This is a genomic window from Mammaliicoccus sp. J-M40 (genome assembly GCF_022386395.1).
GTDB lineage: Bacteria > Bacillota > Bacilli > Staphylococcales > Staphylococcaceae > Mammaliicoccus > Mammaliicoccus lentus.
The window spans coordinates 1-22514 of the sequence record NZ_JAJNIQ010000011.1 but is presented as its reverse complement, the minus strand read 5'-3'; the positions used below and the strand labels follow the sequence as shown (position 1 = coordinate 22514).

20 protein-coding genes are annotated in these 22514 nt (G+C 30.8%); 17 read left to right on the top strand and 3 right to left on the bottom strand.

Annotation, left to right across the window (positions count from 1 at the left end; translation table 11 throughout):
• The first annotated feature begins 22 nt into the window (after positions 1-22).
• The 12 genes from LQ688_RS11200 (at position 23) to rplS (ending at position 10909) form a co-directional block, all read left to right on the top strand.
• Positions 23-256, top strand: a complete 234-nt coding sequence (locus tag LQ688_RS11200; protein ID WP_017000113.1) for an acyl carrier protein — start codon at positions 23-25, stop codon at positions 254-256.
• Between the two features lie 176 nt (positions 257-432).
• Positions 433-1044: a CHAP domain-containing protein gene (locus tag LQ688_RS11195; RefSeq protein WP_017000112.1), complete on the top strand. Its 612-nt coding sequence runs from the start codon at positions 433-435 to the stop codon at positions 1042-1044.
• A gap of 203 nt (positions 1045-1247) precedes the next feature.
• A complete protein-coding gene (gene rnc, locus LQ688_RS11190) occupies positions 1248-1967 on the top strand; it encodes a ribonuclease III (protein WP_017000111.1) in 720 nt (239 codons plus the stop codon).
• Positions 1968-1977: 10 nt separating this feature from the next.
• On the top strand, positions 1978-5544 hold the full coding sequence (gene smc, locus LQ688_RS11185) for a chromosome segregation protein SMC (RefSeq protein ID WP_239724777.1): 3567 nt from the start codon (positions 1978-1980) through the stop codon (positions 5542-5544).
• Positions 5541-6716, top strand: coding sequence for a signal recognition particle-docking protein FtsY (gene ftsY, locus LQ688_RS11180; RefSeq protein WP_064211534.1), 1176 nt, complete (start codon positions 5541-5543; stop codon positions 6714-6716). Before smc ends, ftsY begins: the two co-directional genes overlap by 4 nt.
• Positions 6703-7038, top strand: a complete 336-nt coding sequence (locus tag LQ688_RS11175) for a putative DNA-binding protein (protein WP_017000108.1) — start codon at positions 6703-6705, stop codon at positions 7036-7038. The genes ftsY and LQ688_RS11175 overlap by 14 nt, the downstream gene beginning before the upstream one ends.
• Positions 7039-7049: 11 nt before the next feature.
• The gene (ffh, locus tag LQ688_RS11170) at positions 7050-8414 is read left to right on the top strand and encodes a signal recognition particle protein (RefSeq protein WP_064204043.1); all 1365 of its coding nucleotides are present in this window, start codon (positions 7050-7052) and stop codon (positions 8412-8414) included.
• 210 nt (positions 8415-8624) lie between these two features.
• A complete protein-coding gene (gene rpsP / locus LQ688_RS11165; RefSeq protein ID WP_064211533.1) occupies positions 8625-8900 on the top strand; it encodes a 30S ribosomal protein S16 in 276 nt (91 codons plus the stop codon).
• Positions 8901-8912: 12 nt separating this feature from the next.
• Positions 8913-9140 (top strand): KH domain-containing protein, encoded by a 228-nt coding sequence (locus LQ688_RS11160; RefSeq protein ID WP_016910740.1) that lies wholly within the window; start codon positions 8913-8915, stop codon positions 9138-9140.
• A 62-nt stretch (positions 9141-9202) separates the two neighbouring features.
• Entirely contained in the window at positions 9203-9703 is a 501-nt protein-coding gene (gene rimM / locus LQ688_RS11155; RefSeq protein WP_147640629.1) for a ribosome maturation factor RimM, read from the top strand.
• Positions 9703-10425, top strand: coding sequence for a tRNA (guanosine(37)-N1)-methyltransferase TrmD (trmD, locus tag LQ688_RS11150; RefSeq protein WP_017000104.1), 723 nt, complete (start codon positions 9703-9705; stop codon positions 10423-10425). The genes rimM and trmD overlap by 1 nt, the downstream gene beginning before the upstream one ends.
• Positions 10426-10558: 133 nt before the next feature.
• Entirely contained in the window at positions 10559-10909 is a 351-nt protein-coding gene (rplS, locus tag LQ688_RS11145) for a 50S ribosomal protein L19 (protein ID WP_064204040.1), read from the top strand.
• Positions 10910-11004: 95 nt separating this feature from the next.
• Here the strand turns inward: rplS and LQ688_RS11140 are convergent, their stop codons facing one another.
• The 3 genes from LQ688_RS11140 to LQ688_RS11130 form a co-directional block, all read right to left on the bottom strand.
• Positions 11005-13575 carry a YfhO family protein gene (locus LQ688_RS11140; protein ID WP_239724778.1) on the bottom strand — a complete coding sequence of 857 codons (2571 nt, stop codon included), beginning with the start codon at positions 13573-13575 and terminating at the stop codon, positions 11005-11007.
• A 128-nt stretch (positions 13576-13703) separates the two neighbouring features.
• On the bottom strand, positions 13704-16298 hold the full coding sequence (locus LQ688_RS11135) for a YfhO family protein (RefSeq protein ID WP_239724779.1): 2595 nt from the start codon (positions 16296-16298) through the stop codon (positions 13704-13706).
• Positions 16299-16314: 16 nt separating this feature from the next.
• Positions 16315-17253: a glycosyltransferase family 2 protein gene (locus LQ688_RS11130; protein WP_017000100.1), complete on the bottom strand. Its 939-nt coding sequence runs from the start codon at positions 17251-17253 to the stop codon at positions 16315-16317.
• A gap of 71 nt (positions 17254-17324) precedes the next feature.
• On the opposite strand from LQ688_RS11130, the gene ylqF reads away from it, so the two are divergent.
• From ylqF to LQ688_RS11105, 5 genes are all read left to right on the top strand, one after another.
• Positions 17325-18209 (top strand): ribosome biogenesis GTPase YlqF, encoded by an 885-nt coding sequence (gene ylqF / locus LQ688_RS11125; RefSeq protein ID WP_017000099.1) that lies wholly within the window; start codon positions 17325-17327, stop codon positions 18207-18209.
• Positions 18190-18981 carry a ribonuclease HII gene (locus LQ688_RS11120; protein WP_017000098.1) on the top strand — a complete coding sequence of 264 codons (792 nt, stop codon included), beginning with the start codon at positions 18190-18192 and terminating at the stop codon, positions 18979-18981. Before ylqF ends, LQ688_RS11120 begins: the two co-directional genes overlap by 20 nt.
• Positions 18982-19070: 89 nt before the next feature.
• Complete coding sequence (gene sucC / locus LQ688_RS11115) at positions 19071-20237, top strand: ADP-forming succinate--CoA ligase subunit beta (RefSeq protein ID WP_017000097.1); 1167 nt, start codon at positions 19071-19073, stop codon at positions 20235-20237.
• A 19-nt stretch (positions 20238-20256) separates the two neighbouring features.
• Positions 20257-21165: a succinate--CoA ligase subunit alpha gene (gene sucD, locus LQ688_RS11110; RefSeq protein WP_017000096.1), complete on the top strand. Its 909-nt coding sequence runs from the start codon at positions 20257-20259 to the stop codon at positions 21163-21165.
• 232 nt (positions 21166-21397) lie between these two features.
• Complete coding sequence (locus LQ688_RS11105; RefSeq protein WP_239724780.1) at positions 21398-22303, top strand: nuclease-related domain-containing protein; 906 nt, start codon at positions 21398-21400, stop codon at positions 22301-22303.
• The last annotated feature ends 211 nt before the right edge of the window (positions 22304-22514 follow it).

Here is a 22514-nt window from a genome sequence, read left to right as displayed (position 1 = left end):
TTATTTAAAGGAGGTGAATGGAATGGCAAGTTTCGATAAAGTAAAAGACATTATTGTAGATCGTCTAGGAGTAGACGCTGAAAAAGTAACACCTGAAGCTTCATTTAAAGATGATTTAGGTGCTGATTCTCTAGATATTGCTGAATTAGTAATGGAATTAGAAGATGAATTTGATATGGAAATCCCTGATGAGGAAGCAGAAAAAATCAACACAGTTGGTGACGCTGTTAAATATATTGAATCATTAGAGAAATAATCCACTTTACAAAATCCCGTAGGTATATGCCTAACGGGATTTTTTATATGCTGATATAGTTAGTTTTAAATCACTCATACACAAATGATGAACTATTCACATATCTATTATTATGTTAAAATGTTGTAATTATTCCATATGGAATAATTACTATACATAAATCATAAGGGGGATATATGAAAGGTAACAGAAAATTTTTATTAACGATGGCACTTACGAGTTTGGCAGTTTTGAATTTGAATGCTCAAGTTGATGCAAAGGAAGGTACCTCAAAAGATAAATCACCTAAGATACAGAATATTGAAGTTGATCATAGAAATTATGATAAAAAAGCAAGTAAAGTTAAGGAAGAAGCAACTAAGTCTTCATCAGCTGCAATGGATTATATAAATTCATTAGAAGGTAAAGGGTGGGACTTCGATGGCTATTATGGTTGGCAATGTTTCGATTTAGTTAATTATTATTGGAATTATTTATATGGTCATGGTTTACATGGTGACTACGCTAAAGATATACCTACTGAAAATGACTTTACAGGTGAGGCAACTGTTTATAAAAACACGCCATCTTTTGTGGCTAAACCAGGTGACATTGTTGTATTTAATGAAGATTTTGGCTCAGGAGCGGGCCATACAGCTATTGTTACAAATGGTAATGCTGATGGTAATTTAAATCAATTCCAAAGCTTAGATCAAAACTGGTATGGTGGCGGTGAAGATAAGACAGAAGTAGCTCAACGTATTACTCATAATTATGAAACAGAAATGTGGTTTATTAGACCCAATTAATATGTTAAAGGTATAAATGTTAAGCTTTTCTTAAAATACTCTTAATCTGTTATTTATTAATTTTTAGATTAGGAGTATTTTTATGTATTTTTGCTCAATAGTTTACGATTGTGGTCTAGATAAATAAGTTTATGATAATATTCTTTTTTTTTTATGATATTTAACGTAAAATAGATAGGAAACATAATGTTAGGAGGAAACAAATGTCTAAGAACAAATCTCAAATCATAATGCAATTCAAAGTTAAATTTGATCAGTTTATGTCTAATCTAGATATTGAATTTGAAAATTATGATATTTATATTCAAGCTTTTTCGCATTCTAGTTTTATTAATGATTTTAAACTGGATAAATTAAGTCATAATGAACGTTTAGAATTTTTAGGAGATGCGGTGTTAGAATTGACGGTGTCACAGTTTTTGTATAAGAAATTTCCATTATTGCCTGAAGGTAAGTTAACTAAACTGCGCGCATCAATTGTATGTGAACCATCACTTGTAACATTTGCAATGAGTTTGAACATGAACGAATTATTACTTCTTGGTAAAGGCGAAGAGAAGACCGGCGGACGTGAACGCCCGTCTTTAATTGCTGATGCTTTTGAATCGTTTGTAGGTGCATTGTATTTGGACAAGGGGATTGAAAGTGTAGAAACCTTTTTAAATAAGGTGGTTTACCCTCATGTTATAGATGATAATTATACCGCTAATAGAGATTATAAGACTGAGCTTCAAGAGTTCATGCATAGACGTAATAAAGGTGTCATTACTTATCATCTACTCGATGAAAGTGGACCAGCTCATCACAAGTTATTTACCTCAGAGGTGTTATTAAACGGGGAAGCTTTAGAAATTGGTGAAGGTCGAACGAAGAAAGAATCTGAACAAAATGCAGCTAAAAAAGCGCTGAATAATAGTCGTTAAGGAGTAATTTATGGTTTATTTAAAGTCGATAGATGCATACGGATTTAAATCATTTGCAGAAAATACACATGTTGAATTTGATAATGGTGTAACTGCAATAGTCGGCCCAAATGGTAGTGGTAAAAGTAATATAACGGACGCTATAAAATGGGTGCTTGGTGAACAATCTGCCAAGAGTCTTCGAGGATCGAAGATGGAAGATATTATTTTTAATGGATCTAAAGAACGAAAAAAATGTCAATATGCTGAAGTGAAATTAACTTTAGACAATCATTCTAGAAAACTTAATATAGATGAAGACACAATTACAGTTGAAAGAAGATTATATCGTAATGGTGACAGTGAGTATTATCTTAATAATGAAAGAACTCGATTGAAATCTATATTAGATTTATTTTTAGATTCTGGTTTAGGTAAAGAAGCTTTTAGCATTATATCTCAAGGGAAAGTTGATGAAGTATTAAATGCTAAACCTAGCGATAGACGTTATTTAATTGAAGAAGCTGCTGGTGTACTTAAATATAAAAAGCGTAAAAAAGAAGCGACTACTAAACTTGAAGAAACAGAGCAAAATTTAAACCGAGTTGAAGATATAGTATTCGATTTAGAAGCACGTGTAGAACCTTTAAGGGAAGAAGCAGCAATCGCTGAAGAATATCTTTCTTTGAAAGAAGAAATGAAAAAGAGTGATATTACAGTTACTGTTTATGATATTCAAAGCTTAAATAAAGATTTTAAACAATTAGAAACTGATATAGAGCATTTCCAAGCACAAAAAAATCAAAAGACTTCTGAATTAGATGGATTAACATTTAAGTTGAATGATAAGAAAAAGAATCGTGATCAAATTTCATTTAAAATACAAGAATCTAATAAATCTTTAGTAGAAGCGACAGAATCATTAGAGCGTTACACAGGTCAATTAGAAGTTTTAAAAGAAAGACAAAAAAATAGTGATGCTACAAATGAAAGATTAGAAGAAGATAAAAACCTTACGCAATCTCGTATTGATAAAATAACTAATCAAATTAAAGAAATCGATGTTGAACTATCTTCATTTAAGGAAAAACAACAAGTAATGCTTCAAGAGATTAATCAACTTGAAAGCCAACTTTCTAATAATGAAGGTTCTTTCGAGGAACGTATTGAAGAACTGAAAGATCAATATTATCAATTAATGACAGAACAATCTGATATAAATAATGATATTAGATTTTTAGAAGATAAATTAGCAACTCATCAAGAAAAACAATCAAGGTTAGATGGTCGTCAAAAAGAAGTATATGATCATTTACAAAATGTCTGGAAAGAGAAAGAAACAGTAAGTAAACAATTAGAACAAATTGAAACGGATTTGAAAGAAACAACGGAAAAATATAAATCTGATTACGCGATTTTAAAAGAGAAAGAAACAGAGTATAAAGAGTCTGAATCTAAACTTTATCAAGCATATAGATACACTGAACAAATGAAAACACGTATTAATACACTTAAAAGTATGCAAGAAGATTATTCTGGTTTTTATTCTGGTGTAAAGCATGTACTAAAGGAAAAATCTTTAAAAGGCATAGAAGGGGCAGTAGCTGAAATTATTGATACGCCTACGCAGTTAACTACAGCAGTTGAAATTGCGCTTGGAGCTTCATTACAGCATATTATTGTTCGAGAAGAGAAAGATGCAAGATTAGCGATTAAATATTTAAAAGATAAAAAGTTAGGTAGAGCAACATTTTTACCAATGAATGTCATCAAAAAGAGATTTATACCAGATAATGTAGTAAATCAAATTAAAAACAGTCCTGGATTTGTTACAGTAGCATCAGAAGGTGTCCAGTTTGATGAACAGTATCGCAATATAGTAGAGCATTTATTAGGTAGTACGATTATTGCGGAAAGTTTAGAAACTGCTAATGAGCTAGCTAGAACAATTCAATTTAAACATAGAATTGTAACACTAGATGGAGATATTATTACTCCTGGAGGTGCGATGACTGGTGGAGGTAAAGAGAAAAAAGCGAGTCTCTTATCTCAAAAAGATGAACTTAAGACAACTGAAGATAAATACCATAACTTTATGAAACAGACAACACAAGTAGAATCAAAAGTTAAAAATTTAAAAGAAGAAATTCAACAATTAGAAAAAACTCTTTCAGAAACACAAGAAAAAGGCACGGAGCTTAGAGCAAGTGAACACGAAGTGACATTGCAGTTAGATTCTATTTTAGCAAAAGAAAAACGTTTAATAGATGAAAATGAAACGTTCGAGTTTGAAAAGAACGATGGTTATAATTTCATAAAAGGGCAAGAAACTTTAAAAGAAAAACAATCATTACTTGTTGAAATTCAAGGACGCCTTAAGTCAATAGATGAAGAAATCAATCAATTAAACGCATCGTTATCTAATAACAAAGATAGTGAAAAAACGATACAAAATTTATTAAATGAAAAACGATCAAACCTCGCAGTGGAAAAAGAGAGAAATCGTCTGAAAGTACAAGATAAAAAACGGTTAACTGAGGATTTAAATGAAAATGAAAATACATTAACAAAAATTTTAGATCAAATTGAATTAGTTAACTCGGATGAATACAGTGGTACTAGTCAGTTTGATGAAGTTGAAAAACAAATAGAACAAAGTACTAATACAAAACTTGAAATAGAAACAAAAATGTCAGAACAACAAGATATGTATAGAGCTATTCAAGAAGAAATTCAAAAACTTGAGGAAGACATAGAAACATTAAGACAAAGTATTTCTGGAATAGAAACAGGTCTACAAGATATGGTAAGTAAACATTCGAAAATAGATATAATGATTGAACACCAGTTGACGCACTTAAGTGAGACGTATCAACTTACATTTGAAAAAGCTGAGTCGATGTATGAAATGCCCGAAGATATTTCAGAAGCACGTAAAACAGTCAAACTCACTAAAATGTCTATCGAAGAATTAGGCCATGTTAATTTGAATGCTATCGAGCAATTTAAAGAGGTTAATGATAGATATACTTTCTTAAGTGATCAAAGAACAGATTTACTAGAAGCTAAAGAAACACTAGAACAAGTAATATTAGAAATGGATAGTGAAGTATCTACACGATTTAAAGAAACATTTGATGAAGTGAATCAACATTTTGGTAACGTATTTAAAACTTTATTTAATGGTGGTAGAGCTGAACTTCAATTGACTGATAAAGATATACTTGATTCAGGCGTGGAAATTGTTGTACAACCACCAGGCAAAAATAGACAGTACTTATCTTTATTAAGCGGTGGAGAACGTGCACTATCAGCAATTAGCTTGTTATTTGCTATTTTGAAAGTACGAACAGCGCCATTTGTTATACTAGATGAAGTTGAAGCAGCGCTTGATGAACATAATGTTATTAGATATGCTGAGTACTTGAATAAACTAAAAGCAGATACACAATTTATTGTTATTACACATAGAAAAGGTACAATGTCATACGCAGATAGTTTATATGGTGTGACGATGCAAGAGGCAGGTATATCTAAACTTGTGAGTGTTAACTTAAAATCAATTAAAGATGAAGAATTGGAGGCATTGCAGTCATGAGTTTTTTTAAACGATTAAAAAATAAATTTGCACCAAGCGATGAAGTAAAAAAAGATGAAATTGAAACTAAAGAGGAACAACCTATAGAAGATTTACCTCCCGAATCAAATGAAAAACAAAATCCTGAAGCGGTAGAACTTAATGATGGTTTAATGTCTTTAGATGAATTTGAAGAGTGGGAATCAGAACAACTAGGTGCTAAATTTAAGCAAGGTCTAGAAAAATCTAGAGAGAATTTCCAAAATAAATTAAATGACTTGTTAGCTGTTTACAGAAAAGTCGACGAAGATTTCTTTGAAGCGTTAGAAGAAATGTTAATTCAAGCAGACGTAGGATTTAATACAGTAATGGAACTTGTTGATGAGCTACGTATGGAAGCTAAACGTCAAAACATTACTGAAACAGAAGAGCTTAGAGAAGTAATTGTAGAAAAAATCGTAGACATATATGTTCAAGGTGATCAAGAGATTGACCGCATGGACATTGAGGATGACAGATTAAACGTTATATTGATGGTCGGTGTTAATGGAGTTGGAAAAACGACTACAATCGGTAAATTAGCGCATAGATATAAACAAGAAGGTAAAAAAGTAATATTAGCGGCTGGTGACACTTTCCGTGCAGGTGCAATTGAACAATTACAAGTATGGGGAGAAAGAGTTGGCGTTGAAGTCATCAGTCAAAAAGAAGGCTCAGATCCAGCTGCGGTAATGTATGATGCAGTTAACGCTGCTAAAAGTCGTGGAGCGGATGTTTTAATTTGTGATACAGCTGGAAGATTACAAAACAAAGCGAACTTGATGAATGAATTACAGAAAGTAAGAAAAGTTATAGATCGTAATATTCCTGGTGCACCACACGAAGTATTGTTAGCTTTAGATGCAACGACAGGTCAGAATGCTTTATCTCAAGCCAAATCATTTAAAGAAGTAACTCAAGTAACAGGTATTGTGTTAACTAAGCTTGACGGTACAGCAAAAGGTGGTATTGTATTAGCCATACGTAATGAACTACAAATTCCAGTTAAATTTGTAGGATTAGGTGAAAAAATGGATGATTTACAACCATTTGATGCTGAAAGTTACGTATATGGGTTATTTGCTGATATGATTGAATCAAATGAAAGTGTTGAAAATACAACTGAAGAAGTGGATGAAGATGAAAGAAAATAATGATTTAATCAAAACAATGCGCATGAATTATCTGTTTGATTTTTATCAAGGATTATTAACTGAAAAGCAACGCAACTATTTAGAACTATATTATTTGGAAGATTATGCTTTAAGTGAAATTGCAGAGACTTATCAAGTGAGTCGACAAGCTGTATATGATAATATAAAACGGACAGATGAGTTGTTAGAAGAATATGAAACGAAATTGCAACTCTTTAAAAAATTTAAAGAAAGACAGTCTATAATACAAGAATTAAAAAGATTGTCATCAGATAATCAAGAAATTAAGCAAGCTATAAAACGCTTAGAGATTCTTGAATAGGAGGAGAAATTATGGCATTTGAAGGTTTATCCGAGAGACTTCAAGCCACGATGCAACGCATCAAAGGTAAAGGTAAGGTAACTGAACAAGATATTAAAGCAATGATGCGTGAAGTACGTTTAGCATTATTAGAAGCAGACGTTAACTTTAAAGTCGTAAAGAAATTTGTTAACACTGTTTCAGAACGTGCCCTTGGCGCAGATGTTATGCAATCTTTAACACCTGGACAACAAGTTATTAAAATTGTTCAAGATGAATTAACAGCTTTAATGGGTGGAGAAAATAGCAAAATTAATATGAGTACTAAGCCACCAACAGTGGTGATGATGGTTGGTTTACAAGGTGCAGGTAAAACGACAACTGCTGGTAAATTAGCTATGCTAATGAGAAAAAATTATAATAAAAAGCCTTTATTAGTAGCATGTGATATTTATAGACCGGCTGCTATTCAACAATTACAAACAGTTGGTAAACAAATAGATGTCCCTGTCTATACTGAAGGAGATCAAGTAAGTCCTAAAGAAATTACGGAAAATGCATTAAAATATGCTAAAGAAGAACACTTGGATTTTGTTATCATTGATACAGCTGGACGACTTCATATTGATGAAGCATTAATGAATGAGTTGGTTGATGTGAAAGAAGTTTCTACACCTGATGAAATCATGTTAGTTGTAGATGCAATGACTGGTCAAGATGCTGTAAATGTAGCAGAATCATTTGATGAAACTTTAGATATTTCAGGTGTTACATTAACGAAATTAGACGGAGACACACGTGGTGGTGCTGCGCTATCTATTCGTTCTGTAACTGAAAAACCTATTAAATTTATCGGTATGAGTGAAAAATTAGATGGACTTGAATTATTCCATCCAGAACGTATGGCATCTAGAATCTTAGGTATGGGTGATGTATTAAGTTTAATCGAAAAAGCTCAACAAGGTGTAGATGAAACAAAAGCTAAAGAATTAGAAAAGAAAATGCGAACTTCTGCGTTTACATTCGATGATTTCTTAGATCAGCTAGAGCAAGTTAAAGACTTAGGTCCATTAGATGATTTAATGAACATGATACCTGGAGCTAATAAAATGAAGGGTATGAAAAATGCAAACATGGATCCTAAACAAATAGATAATGTTCAAGCTATTATTAGATCTATGACATTAGAAGAAAGAAGTAATCCAGAAATACTGAACGTTTCTAGAAAACGTCGTATCGCTAAAGGTTCTGGTCGTTCATTACAAGAAGTGAATAGATTGATTAAACAATTTGGCGAAATGAAAAAAATGATGAAACAATTTACTGGTAGCAATAAAAAAGGTAAAAAAGGCAAAAAAGGTAGCAATCCATTCCAAGGAATGAATTTACCATTTTAATTTAAAATAAATTCTCCTAATCCGTTAATTAAATATATAAGGGATTAGGAGAATTATTTTGAGTATGGTTAGATAGAAATCCATCTTTTTATAAACAAATTTTAGACAAATTTAAATTGGTAAAGAGAAAACACTTTACAAACTTTTTATATCCTGTTATAGTATTTACTTGTAGAAAAGAAATTATAAATGAGTAAGGAGTTTTTAAACATGGCAGTTAAAATTCGTTTAACACGCAAGGGTTCAAAAAGAAACCCATTTTATCGTATAGTAGTAGCAGATGCACGTTCTCCACGTGATGGTCGTATTATCGAACCAATCGGTACTTATGATCCAGTTGCTAAATCAGGTTCAATTGTTAAAATTGATGAAGAATTAGCTTTAAAATGGTTAAAAGATGGAGCAAAACCAACTGATACAGTTCGTGATATCTTATCAACACACGGTATCATGGAAAAATACCATAATTCTAAACTTTCTAAGTAAAGATAGATTATAATGGAAAAATTAATACAAACAATTATAGTACCGCTCGTAGATTATCCGGAGAACATCAATATATCTAAAGATGAACAAGATTCTAGCATTACGTTCAATATAGACGTTCATGAAGAGGACATTGGCAGAATTATTGGTAAGAAGGGCAGAATGATTAAAGCAATTCGTACAATTGTGTCTGGTTCAATGAACGAGTATGGAAAGAAAGTGTTTGTAGAGGTTAATTAAGAGTGCCTACTTTGGTGCTCTTTTTTATTGTTGATGAAACAACAGTTAGGAGGCAATGCTAGATGAACGTTGAAATTGGGAAAATCGTAAATACGCATGGAATCAAAGGTGAAGTCAAAGTAATGTCTGAATCAGATTTTACTGATGAAAGATTTCAACCTGGTCAACATGTAACAGTTAAACATAGTAAAGAGGAACAAACTTTTGTAATCGCATCTCACAGAATGCATAAAAATTTTCATTTATTAACGTTTGAAGGTGTTCAAAACATAAACGAAATTGAGCACTTAAAAGGCTCTAAAATTTTTCAAGAGCAAGAAAATGATGCAATTGAATTAGATGAAAATGAATATTATTATTCAGATATAATCGGTTGTACGGTATTCGTCGAAAAAGATGCAATTGGAGAAGTAACAGAAATTTTTGAAACTGGTGCAAATGATGTGTGGGTGGTTAAAGGAGAGAAAGAGTATCTCATTCCTTATATTGAAGATGTTGTTAAAGACATAGACATTGAAAATAAATCAATCAGAATAGAACCGATGGAAGGTTTATTAGACTAATGAAAATTGATTATTTAACTTTATTCCCTGAAATGTACGAAGGTGTTCTTAATCATTCTATTATGAAAAGAGCTCAAGATAAAAATATCGTATCATTTAATACAGTGAATTTTAGAGATTACGCAAATAACAAACATTCACAAGTAGATGATTATCCATACGGTGGCGGACAAGGTATGGTATTGAAACCAGAACCAATCTTTAACGCCTTGGAAGATTTAGATAAAACACCAGATACAAGAGTTATTTTAATGTGCCCTCAAGGAGAACCGTTTACACAGGAAAAAGCTGAATCATTATCTGAAAGTGAACACATTGTGTTTATATGCGGTCATTATGAAGGATATGATGAAAGAATTAGAACGCATTGTGTAACAGATGAAATATCAATAGGTGACTATGTATTGACTGGCGGAGAGCTAGCGAGCATGACAATGACAGACGCAATTGTAAGATTAGTACCAGGAGTTTTAGGAAATCAAGTATCTCATGAAGATGATTCATTTTCATCTGGTTTACTTGAACACCCACAATATACAAGACCGGCTGATTATCAAGGCATGAAAGTTCCTGATGTATTGTTATCAGGGAATCATGCAAACATCGACAAGTGGAGACATGAACAATCTCTATTAAGAACTTTGGAAAGAAGACCGGATTTATTAGAGCAATATCCACTAACTGAAAAAGACAAAAAAATTCTAAACAACAATAAAAAATAGATTGAATGAAAATAAGCATTATGATATAGTATTATAAGTGTGTGAGCACAAAATCACTATGATCCGCTGCCAGCATTGAATGTATTTTAAATTTATTATTGGGCAAGAACATAGTCAGAAGGAGAGAATATAAATGAGTAATCATAAGTTAATCGAAGCAGTAACTAAAGACCAATTACGTACGGATATTCCTACATTCCGCGCAGGTGACACTTTACGTGTACACGTACGTATCGTTGAGGGTAGCCGTGAGCGTATCCAAGTATTCGAAGGTGTAGTAATCAAACGTCGTGGTGGCGGAATTTCAGAAACATTTACAGTTCGTAAATTATCTTACGGTGTTGGAGTTGAACGTACATTCCCAGTACACACTCCGAAAATCGAAAAGATCGAAGTTAAACGTCGCGGTAAAGTACGTCGTGCGAAACTTTACTACTTACGTAGCTTACGTGGTAAAGCTGCTCGTATTAAAGAAATTAGATAAATTAAAATATAAGGATTTGTCCTTTATTTTAAGTAGAAAACCGGCTGAGACATTTTGTCTTAGCCGGTTTTGTTTTTTAATTTTGAGAAAGAAATTTATATTTTAGAATCTTTTTTACGTATAGTTTTACGAAATACAATTAATAGTATGACACCTATAAACATTGCGACCATACTCGTTTTAAATAATGGCGGTTGATAAGTAATGATAACTTTCTTTTGACCTTTTTCAACAGGAATACTAGACATAATATAATTTACTTTCTTTATATCTACAGGTTTCCCATCAACGGTAGCTTTCAATCCTTCTCTATAAACAAGTGGCATGACGAGATGACCAGAAGGGTGTCGTTTCATATCAATTTGGTAGTGGTTTTTTTTATTGTGAAACTTAATATCTTGATTTTTACTTTGCTTCACAGCATTTTTTAAAGTTGAATAATCTTCTCCTTGAATTGATTTTAAATCAAAATGATAAGTGCCTTTTTTAAGTTTGATATGCACAGTATTTTGAGCCCTTATATTTGCTGTAGTTGTATGGCTCGGTCTTACATAAGTATATGATAATTTATGCCTGAAAATTTTATGTTCATTCACTTTAATGTAATAATTTTTGTCTTTTGGTTTCTTGATCTCAGCATCTATCATAAAATATAAATCTTTATATTTTTCTGAAGTGTCTTTAGGTAGATTAATTGTTAAACCACCGCCATCTTTTGTAACAGTTAATTCTTTATTGTCTAGTTTTGCATTGTTATACGAAATTTTAGACGAATCAAGTAAATCTTTTGGCTGTTTAATTTGCTCTTTTGAGTCTTTATGATTATCAATCATTCCATTTAACATAGCATGTTCTTTAACTAGTGGTGTATTTAAATTTTTATCATCAAATACTTTATTAACAACTCGAGCACTAGGTAGTTTTTTTGTATTTTCATATATGCGATTAGTTCTATCTTGATCCTTATACGAATCAATTCTCTCAGTGTTAGTAGGGTAATGTAAGTCGTTCTTATCCTTGATTACGTAATCGACGTTAAACAAGCTGTTTAAGTTACTTCTTTCTGAAAAACCAGCATAATAACTATTGCTATTTTTAGGCATACTCACAAATAAATCTTTTTCATAAAACTTTAATATATCTGCATTGTATATACTGCTATACAGTTTTGTGCTATTAAAGTTATAGTACATAGGTGAATTGACTGTGATTGGGCGCAACATATCGATTCTTCTTAAATCATCTATTTTATTTTCTTTTAAATGATTAATTTTAGAAGCTGTTTTCTCTGTATATATATGAGAATCTTTAATGGAATCCTTCTTAGGTGTATATTTTGAAAGTATTTTATTTTGATAGTCATAAATTAAAGCAAATTGACTCGCCATTAAAACGATACAAATAAGAATATTAATATATTGGTGTTTATAAGTTATTTTAAACAATAGTAAAATGCATAAAATAGGTACAAAAATTAACCAATAATAAAATGTTTGTTGCCAAATAGCTGTTACTAAAATAGCGGTAATAGGTAATATTGACGCTAATAAAAACTGTTTGATCGTTATTAATTTAATGTGTTGTACTACCATAGCGGTTAAAATAGCAGTAGATAACGCTAGAGCATAAACCCATCTTCTTTGAGGCATTGAGAACCCGTTAAAAAATGAATCGAAATATGGTGATAGTGAGCCAATAAGACATATGATTGTAGCTATAGCAAAGAGCTTAAAATAATACTTTTTATATAAAGGGCGTAAAAATAAAGCAGTAACAGATAAGAAAGAAATAGTAATATAAAATCCACCATATAATACATTATATTGTTTTATAAATGGGATTATTAAATCAACATTATTATTCATGATACTTCGGTCATTTTCTAAGTAAGAGAAAACACCTTGAACGAATCCAAAATTACCAATTAAAAAGGCAATAAATACTGAAACGATTGTATAGATGAATTTTTGCTTTATATTTACGATGTCTTTTTCATATTTAAATATAATTCTATATAACACATAGAATGCTAAAATGATAAATTGATAATAAGTAAAATAAAAATTAGATGTTATTGTGATTGCAATAGCTATAATGAGTACTGTAGGTTTTTTTTGCGTAAATAATCGCTCAATTCCTAATAATGCTAAAGGAAGATAAAACATAACATCACTGAAAAACGACCATGTAAAAGTAAAGTAATAATACACAGTTGACCAAGCGTATAAAATACTTCCTGCAAAGGCTAATACTCTATTTAAATGATATTTTAATAATAATAAGTATGTAATAAAAATAATACATGCACATTTAAAGATAGCAATCACAATTTGGTTGGTTAATACAGTATTTAGCAGGTCCTGTGATTGTGAAAAAAATTGATAAGCTAGAACGAATACAATTCCTATCCAAGCAAATGGTGAGGTAGCGTAATAATAACTTAGATCAGAGAAGTAGTCTCCTCCTAATCCAAAATCAATATCATAAAACATTGTAAATAGTTTAGCATGTTGTATGAGATATATTTGAAAAGGTATCATTTGTTTTAATCCATCACCAATACTTGTATATAAATAATCATAATTCATAAATTTATAGATAGTTGGTATATAAAAAATTATCGCGCAAAATAATGTAATGAATATTAAATAGATGATTTTTTTCATTTTGTCCCTCTTTGTTATGTGATATATAATTAGTTTATTATTCCCATATAATGGTATCATCAAACTTTTATAGTTTGAAAAAGCATACATATGAACAAGTTTTAAATTGTATATGTATGCTTTTGATACTAACTTTTATTCACTTTTCTTGTATATAAACATGATAATATTATCGAAATAATGGATACGAAAATCATAGTTTTAAAGAAAGGTGGTTTATATTGTATTTTAATATGTTTACTATTTTTAGACACGTTTACACCAGTCATAATATGATTCACTTTCTCGACTTGAACTTCTTTATTATCTACAGTAGCAGTCATACCATTTCTATAAGGGATATTAATGACTGCCATGCCACCACTGTGATTATTTAAATCAATATCAATAGCGCCATTTTCTTCTTTATAAGAATAATTTTTCTTTTTGTTTGCGGATTTTAAAGTTTTGTAATCTTCTCCATACAATCCTTGTAATTTTAGATTATATGTTCCGTTCGTTAAAGCAATAAATATTTTACCATCACTAGTAACAGGTACCCTATATAATAAATCATCTTGTAACATTCTATACTTTGAATCCTCAAACAAGCGATTATTAGAATAATCATTGATTTGAATAGAGAAGTTAGATTGTGGTGGTTTTCTCTCAAGATGTAGCATTAAATACATATCTTTATATTTTTTAGCAATCTCTTTAGGAAGTGTAATTGTTAAACCATCACCATTTTTAGGAACAGTTAAAATATTGTTTTTATATTTTGAATTTCGTTCTGTAATATTCGTTTGATTTAATAAATTAGGTGCATTTTTAATTTGTGAATAATCACTACTATGACTATCAGTAATAACGCCATTTATCATCGCATGTTCTTCATCTAAAGGTGTTTTAAGTTGTTTTTGATTATAATACTTATTAGTAACTTTAACAGCAGGTAACATTTCTTTGTTTTTTAATATTTGATATTTACCGTCATCACTTACAACTTTAAAGTTAGCAGGTGATTCTTTTTCATAACTTTTCTTCATAAGGTATTTAGTTGACCATAAACTATATAAATTAGATCTATTTTGCATATTACTATAACGGCTTAAAGATTCATTTTTTAAATTAATTTTAGCTTTAGAAAATAAATAATCATATAATTGACCATCAAAAATACTTGAATATAAACTCATACCTTTAAATTGTTGGTACATAGGTGTATTGTCTTGTTCTAAAACGCGCCAAGCAATTCTTTCATCACTTTGTGTATTTTGATTGATGTCATCTATATGAGCACGTTGTAATCCACTATCAAAAGTACTCGCTTGAATAAAGAATGTATTTGCTCTTCTTTCATGGTCTTCATGATAGATTTGGTTTTTACTATGTTCTTTGGATACTAAAAATGATAGTAATAGAACGCCAAAAACATACATAATCATTATTAAAGTTTTGTACGATTTCATGATTAACAGAAATAATCCAATAATAAATAATACTGGTAACATCCAAATCCAAATAACATAATCTTTAGTGATCAAATAGCTAGATAATATAACAATGAAGCTCGGAATACAGGTGAATATATATGTTTTTAAGGATAAGGATTTAAAATAATATATATATTGTGCTATAAGCCCACTAGAGAAGAAAGTAAGTAAATAATGCCATCTTTTCTGAGGGGCTGAGAATCCGTTAAATACACTATCTATAAAAGGTATAAAGCTAGCAATAATGAATAGAATTGTAAATATACTAAACATCCGGTAGAAATAATTTTTATAAAGTTTAAAAGTTAACAAAGCTTGAATAGTTAAAAATAATACGACAATTAAATAGTTATCGTAAAAAATATTGTCGTGTTTTGTGAAATCAGATAATAAAGGTATTTCACCTTGATAAGTCGCTCTATTATTGCCTATAAAGCCTCTTGCTGAATGGAAAAATATCATAATACTACAGCCAAAACCTAGTAAACTTGCGATGAAAAATACTTTGAACTGTTGCCATTTAAGTACTACATCGTCTTTATGTTTAAAAGTAAATCGATAAATAAAATATAAAATTCCTATTAAAACTTGATAATAAGCAAAATAGAAATTATTAATAAAAGTAAGAGCAACAATTAAGATAAACATTCCAATTTTTTTATTTTTTAAAAATCGTTCTATACTTAATAAAAGTAAGGGTAATAAAATAAAAACATCACTAAAAAACGGCCAGTATACTGTAAATCTAAAGTATATAGGTGACACAGCAAATAGAAAGGCTGATACTACAGAGCTTAAACGATTTAAACCGATTTTTTTAGTGTAAAAGTAGACTGATATCATAATTAAAAAAGATTTTATAATAGATAATACAATAGCGTTTTGTGCCCAAAAAAGCATGCGCTCTGTATCAAAATTAAATATGAATGAGCTAATCCAGATAACAATGACATTTATAATAAATAAGATATTAGTAGAGAAATAGTAAGCAAAATCAGTTAACATATCTCCACCTAAACCTAAATCTGTTGTGTAGAAGAATGAGCCTTTTGTCCAATGCTCATATAAAAACATTTGTATAGGTAACATTTGTTCAATACCATCATTTGGTCCAGTGAAAATCACGCCATCTTTAAAATATCTATATATGACATAACCATGTCCTAAAATAGCTAATAGCCCAAGCAAAAGAATAAATTTAATTGTAGATTGTTTAGTATGTAAGAATTTTTTAAATCGTTTTATCATATAGGTCACCTGTTACTCATTCATCTATATTGTTATTTTTCATATTCGTTTGATCTATTATATACTTTGGACGATTTTTAGTTTCATAATATATTCTACCAATATATTCTCCTATAACACCAAGGCTGAATAATTGTAAACTACCTAAGAATAAAATGGCGGAAATAATCGTAAAGTAACCAGGTTCTTCGATTCCGTGTAACACGATATTTATAAATGTGATTAAAATGTACAATAAACATACCACCATTGTAACTCCACTAAAATAAAAACAAATCCTTAAAGGTTTATTATTAAAACTAATTACGCCATCCATTGCATAATCTAATAATTTAAAGAAAGAGAATTTAGATTTCCCTTGATTTCTATCTTTATGATTAAATGTAATAGTTGTTTTAGAAAAGCCTACCCATTCAAATATCCCTTTTGAAAATCTATTATATTCAGTTAAATTTAAAATAGCTTGTAAAACATTTTTAGAAATTAAACGAAAGTCACCTTCGCCACTTTTAAACTTAACATCAACAATATACTTAGAAAGTTTATAAAAAGCATTGGCTGGAATACGTTTTAAAAATGATTCATTTTCTCTATTTCTCGAAGCTACAACTTGATGATAGCCTTCTTCATATAATTTAATGAATTCAGGTATCAATTCAGGAGGATGTTGCATATCTGAATCCATAATAATTGTTGCATCACCATTTGCGTGTTCTAATCCGCAAAACATTGCTGACTCTTTACCGAAGTTCTTGGAGAAAGAAATGTATTTAACATTAGAATCAGAATTTGCTAAAGTTTTCATCATATTTAATGAATTGTCTGTAGAACCATCATTTATAAAAATAAGTTCAAAGTCATATGGTAAATTAACAAAGACGTTCGCAACTTTTTCATGTAAAATAGAGATATTAGTATCCTCATTGAAAACGGGTACTACAATTGAAATTAACATAACAAACCTCCTATATAGATATGGTAAATATATCACATTTCTATAGTTTAGAATAAGAAAGGATAATATAAATGACAATACAATGGTTTCCAGGTCATATGGCCAAAGCTAGAAGAGAAGTAACTGAACAATTAAAAATGGTAGATGTTGTATTCGAACTCGTTGATGCTAGAATACCACTTTCGTCAAGAAATCCAATGATTGATGAAATCATAAACCAAAAACCTAGAGTTGTAATACTCAATAAAAAAGATATGTCTAAACAAAGTGAAACAGATAAATGGACACAATACTTTAAAAATGAAGGGTTCTTTCCTGTTCAAATTGATTCAAAACACGGTAAACATTTAAATGAATTAATGAAAGCTGCAAAAGCTGCAACTAAAGATAAATTCGATAGAGAACGTAGGAAAGGGTTGCGTCCTAGAGCAATCAGAGCGATGATTGTTGGTATTCCGAACGTAGGAAAATCAACGCTCATTAATAAATTAGCCAAAAAAACGATGGCTAAAACAGGAAACACGCCAGGAGTTACAAAAAAGCAACAATGGATAAAAGTCGGTAAAGAATTAGAATTGCTAGATACACCAGGTATATTATGGCCAAGATTTGAAGATCAAGCAATTGGTAAAAAATTGAGTCTTACTGGCGCAATTAAAGATAGCATAGTGCACTTAGATGAAGTAGCAATTTATGGATTAAATTTCTTGATTGAAAACGACCCTGAAAAATTACAAAAATTTTATCAAATAGAATTAACAGAAGAAAATGATGTTGTAGAATTATTTGACCAAATTGGTAAAAGAAGAGGCATGCTGAAAAGAGGAAATGAAATAGACTATGAAGCAGTTACAGAACTTTTAATTAGAGATTTAAGAAATGCTAAAATCGGTAATTATTGCTTTGATATATATGAAGAAATGAAGGATAGTCTCTATGAAACAAAAGACAATTAAAGAAATATCTATTGAAATCAATGAATATAAAAGCTTTGAAGATGTAGAAACTTCAATTTATAAAGACGATTTAAGAAAAGGTGTTCAAGCAGCTTTAAATAAAAAGCAAAAACAGATAGAACAGCTACAAAAATTAGAAACACAATATTTAAGAATGAGCGAATATGAAAACAAATTGTTAGAGAATAGTAGCGATGCTTTAATATGTGGTATTGATGAAGTAGGAAGAGGTCCACTAGCTGGGCCAGTTGTTGCCAGTGCGGTGATATTGGAACCAGGGCACAATTATATCGGTATAACAGATTCTAAAGCTTTATCTCAAATGAAACGTGAATTATTCGAACAACAAATTCATGCACAAGCTTTATCAGTCGGCATAGGAATAGCAACTGTAGAAGAAATAGACGAACTAAATATTTATCAAGCAACAAAAGTTGCGATGTTAAGAGCTATTGAACAATTAAATGTGAAACCAGATCATTTACTAATTGATGCTATGCAATTAGATATTGATATACCTCAAACTTCTATAGTAAAAGGGGATGCCAATAGTGTATCTATTGCTGCAGCAAGTGTAATTGCAAAGGAATATCGTGATCGTTTAATGAATGATTATAATAGCCAATATCCTGGATATGAATTTGATAAAAATAAAGGTTACGGTACAAAAGCTCATTTAGAAGGTGTAGAGAACTATGGAATAACACCAATTCATCGGTTATCTTTCGAACCAATTAAGACAAAAGTGAAATATTATTCTAACAATTCCTGAAATTAGACCATCCTTGTTTACAATAACGCTTACATTTTCTATAATTGAATAGTAAGCAAACATTAATGTATGTATTAGGAGGATGGAGAATGAATATCCATGAGTATCAAGGTAAAGAGATTTTTCGCTCTATGGGCGTAGCTGTACCTAATGGTTCAGTGGCTTTTTCACCTACTGAAGCAGTAGAAAAAGCAAAAGAATTAGATTCAAATGTATATGTAGTGAAAGCGCAAATCCATGCCGGTGGGCGTGGTAAAGCTGGTGGGGTTAAAATTGCTAAGTCTATTGATGAAGTTCGCGAGTATGCGAAAGAATTATTAGGCAAAGTACTTGTAACACATCAAACTGGCCCAGAAGGTAAAGAAGTAAAACGACTTTTAATTGAAGAAGGTTGCGATATTCAAAAAGAATACTACATCGGTTTTGTAATCGACAGAGCAACTGATCGTATTACATTAATGGCATCTGAAGAAGGCGGAACTGAAATTGAAGAAGTTGCAGCTGCAACTCCTGAAAAAATCTTCAAAGAAGTAATTGATCCAGTAACTGGTTTAATGCCTTATCAAGCAAGAAGAATAGCTTTCAATATTAACATTCCAAAAGAATCAGTTAATAAAGCTGTAAAATTAATGATGTCTTTATATAATGTGTTTGTAGAAAAAGATTGTTCAATTGTTGAAATCAATCCACTTGTAACAACAGGTGACGGTGAAGTTTTAGCACTTGATGCAAAAGTGAACTTTGACGATAACGCTTTATTCAGACATAAAGATATCGTTGAAATGCGTGACTTAGAAGAAGAAGACGAAAAAGAAATCGAAGCATCTAAATATGATTTATCATATATTGCATTAGATGGAAATATTGGTTGTATGGTAAACGGAGCTGGTTTAGCTATGGCTACGATGGATACAATTAATCACTTCGGCGGCAATCCGGCTAACTTCCTTGACGTGGGGGGCGGCGCTACGAAAGAAAAAGTTACTGAAGCATTTAAAATCATATTAGGAGATTCTAAAGTACAAGGTATTTTCGTAAATATCTTCGGTGGAATTATGAAATGTGATGTTATTGCGGAAGGTATCGTAGCTGCTGTTAAAGAAGTTTCATTAGATATGCCTTTAGTAGTTAGACTTGAAGGTACTAATGTAGAACAAGGTAAAAAAATCTTAAAAGAATCTGGTTTAGCAATCGAACCTGCATCTATCATGGCTGACGGTGCTCAAAAAATTGTTAAATTAGTTCAAGAACGATAAGAGAAAGGCGGAGAGTTACGTGAGTGTATTTATCGATAAAGATACGAAAGTGTTAGTACAAGGTATTACTGGTGCAACAGCACTTTTCCATACAAAACAAATGTTAGACTACGGTACACAAATCGTTGCAGGTGTTACACCTGGTAAAGGCGGCCAAGTAGTTGAAGGTGTACCTGTATTTAATACTATAGAAGAAGCGGTAGAAGAAACAGGTGCTACAGTTTCAGTTATTTATGTACCAGCACCATTTGCTGCAGATGCAATCATTGAAAGTGCAGATGCAGAATTAGATTTAGCTATTTGTATTACTGAACATATTCCAGTTATAGATATGATCAAAGTTAAACGTTACTTAGAAGGTAAGAAGACACGATTAGTAGGACCAAACTGTCCTGGCGTTATCACTGCTGACGAATGTAAAATTGGTATTATGCCTGGTTACATCCATAAAAAAGGCCATGTAGGTGTTGTATCACGTTCTGGTACATTAACTTACGAAGCAGTACATCAATTAACACAAGCTGGTATCGGTCAAACAACAGCAGTTGGTATTGGCGGAGACCCAGTAAACGGAACAGACTTCATTGATGTGCTAAAAGCTTTCAATGAAGACGATGAAACATATGCTGTTGTAATGATTGGTGAAATTGGTGGAACAGCGGAAGAAGAAGCAGCTGAATGGATTAAAGCTAATATGAACAAACCAGTAGTTGGCTTTATCGGAGGACAAACAGCCCCTCCAGGTAAACGTATGGGACACGCTGGTGCAATCATTTCAGGTGGTAAAGGTACTGCATCAGAAAAAATCAAAACACTTAATGAATGTGGTGTTGATACAGCAGATACACCATCAGTTATTGCAGAAACATTAATAAACCGTATCAAAAAAGAAGACGGTCTATATGACAAATGCTTAACAATCAAATAATTTAAAAATAATATAGAATAAGTACAGTGAATAACAATCAATATTCGCTGTGCTTATTTAGTGTTTTCTTTTTAAAGAAAAAAGTTAAATATTATTTCATAATCTTAATCTATGCCCTTAAAAATTAGTAATTTTCTATTTTTAAGGGCGTTTTTTATGTAAAAAGATAAGATAGACAACGATAAAAAGAGATATTATAATAAATGTAAAAAAATGACATAAGGAGTGAGCGATGAATAATAATACAGAAGCACTATATTTAAAATCTTTAGAATCTAGGTATGATAATGATTATGAGACACGAAATAAATTAATGAGATTAGAAGGCGAATTAATTGTAAATAAAACATTGGAAAATATTAATTATGTCGTTTATGCTCATAATCTAGAATTTACAGTCGATAAGAAATTTCAGGTCGATTTTTTAATTGTCCATAATAACCAGATAAGTATATTAGAAGTTAAACATTATTATGGAGACTTCCATTTTTTCAACTCTTACATGCAAAGTTCATCAAATAACACTTATCCACTTCCGTTTATGCAACTCAGTATAGCGAAAAATAACCTCCAAAAACTATGCAATGAAATAAATATTAATCTCCCAATTCAAGAATATTTAATCTTTTCGAATCCCACATTTATGGCTCAATCTACTATTCCAAATAAATCTCAAGTCTTATTAAGATCAGAATTCTATAAATTCTCTAAACTTTTTCAATCATTTCAAGTAGCGAAAGATAAAGCGATATTAAATCAAATACTTCAAAAACAAAAAAGGTTTTCTCAACAATTTAAAAGTATTGAAAAACCTGACTTCAGCTTAATTAAGAAAGGAATTAAATGCCCTAACTGTAAAAACTTAAATACAATGGTTATCGAAAAGCGAAAGAAAACTACTACTTGTATTTGTTGTAATAAAGATTTCAAAAGAAATGAATTATACTATTTTAATATTAGAGAACTAGCAGTTATTAAAGGTGAAGAAGGATTTACTTTAGCCGAAGCAATGGAATGGTGTGATGCAGAAAATATATATACAATTCGCAGAGTTTGTAATAAATACTTTGAATCTAAAGGGCAACGATACAAGAAATATACATTAAAAGAGAATGAGATAGCGAAAGAAGTGCTCTAACGTGCAAGACGGATAGAACAAGCTCGTTAGAAAACGTAACATGCAAGAGTGAGGAAACAAGCCCGTTAGCGCATAAAAATCAGTTGAAACTTAAAAAAATCTAATGAAATATAGCGAAAGAAGGAATATGTCCATATAATTGTGTAATAAAAAAAGAGCCAAATATAGCTCACTTTAGTACAATGTAATCGACTAAGAAAATATTGTAGAG

Bases quoted from the DNA above. Each gene is read 5' to 3' on its own strand.
- ylqF (WP_017000099.1), top strand. From the start codon at position 17,325: ATGACAATACAATGGTTTCCAGGTCATATGGCCAAAGCTAGAAGAGAA.
- rnc (WP_017000111.1), top strand. From the start codon at position 1,248: ATGTCTAAGAACAAATCTCAAATCATAATGCAATTCAAAGTTAAATTT.
- ffh (WP_064204043.1), top strand. From the start codon at position 7,050: ATGGCATTTGAAGGTTTATCCGAGAGACTTCAAGCCACGATGCAACGC.
- LQ688_RS11120 (WP_017000098.1), top strand. From the start codon at position 18,190: ATGAAACAAAAGACAATTAAAGAAATATCTATTGAAATCAATGAATAT.
- LQ688_RS11160 (WP_016910740.1), top strand. From the start codon at position 8,913: ATGGAAAAATTAATACAAACAATTATAGTACCGCTCGTAGATTATCCG.
- trmD (WP_017000104.1), top strand. From the start codon at position 9,703: ATGAAAATTGATTATTTAACTTTATTCCCTGAAATGTACGAAGGTGTT.
- sucC (WP_017000097.1), top strand. From the start codon at position 19,071: ATGAATATCCATGAGTATCAAGGTAAAGAGATTTTTCGCTCTATGGGC.
- LQ688_RS11105 (WP_239724780.1), top strand. From the start codon at position 21,398: ATGAATAATAATACAGAAGCACTATATTTAAAATCTTTAGAATCTAGG.
- LQ688_RS11200 (WP_017000113.1), top strand. From the start codon at position 23: ATGGCAAGTTTCGATAAAGTAAAAGACATTATTGTAGATCGTCTAGGA.
- rimM (WP_147640629.1), top strand. From the start codon at position 9,203: ATGAACGTTGAAATTGGGAAAATCGTAAATACGCATGGAATCAAAGGT.
- LQ688_RS11135 (WP_239724779.1), bottom strand. From the start codon at position 16,298: ATGATAAAACGATTTAAAAAATTCTTACATACTAAACAATCTACAATT.
- LQ688_RS11130 (WP_017000100.1), bottom strand. From the start codon at position 17,253: ATGTTAATTTCAATTGTAGTACCCGTTTTCAATGAGGATACTAATATC.
- LQ688_RS11140 (WP_239724778.1), bottom strand. From the start codon at position 13,575: ATGAAAAAAATCATCTATTTAATATTCATTACATTATTTTGCGCGATA.
- smc (WP_239724777.1), top strand. From the start codon at position 1,978: ATGGTTTATTTAAAGTCGATAGATGCATACGGATTTAAATCATTTGCA.
- ftsY (WP_064211534.1), top strand. From the start codon at position 5,541: ATGAGTTTTTTTAAACGATTAAAAAATAAATTTGCACCAAGCGATGAA.
- rplS (WP_064204040.1), top strand. From the start codon at position 10,559: ATGAGTAATCATAAGTTAATCGAAGCAGTAACTAAAGACCAATTACGT.
- LQ688_RS11175 (WP_017000108.1), top strand. From the start codon at position 6,703: ATGAAAGAAAATAATGATTTAATCAAAACAATGCGCATGAATTATCTG.
- LQ688_RS11195 (WP_017000112.1), top strand. From the start codon at position 433: ATGAAAGGTAACAGAAAATTTTTATTAACGATGGCACTTACGAGTTTG.
- rpsP (WP_064211533.1), top strand. From the start codon at position 8,625: ATGGCAGTTAAAATTCGTTTAACACGCAAGGGTTCAAAAAGAAACCCA.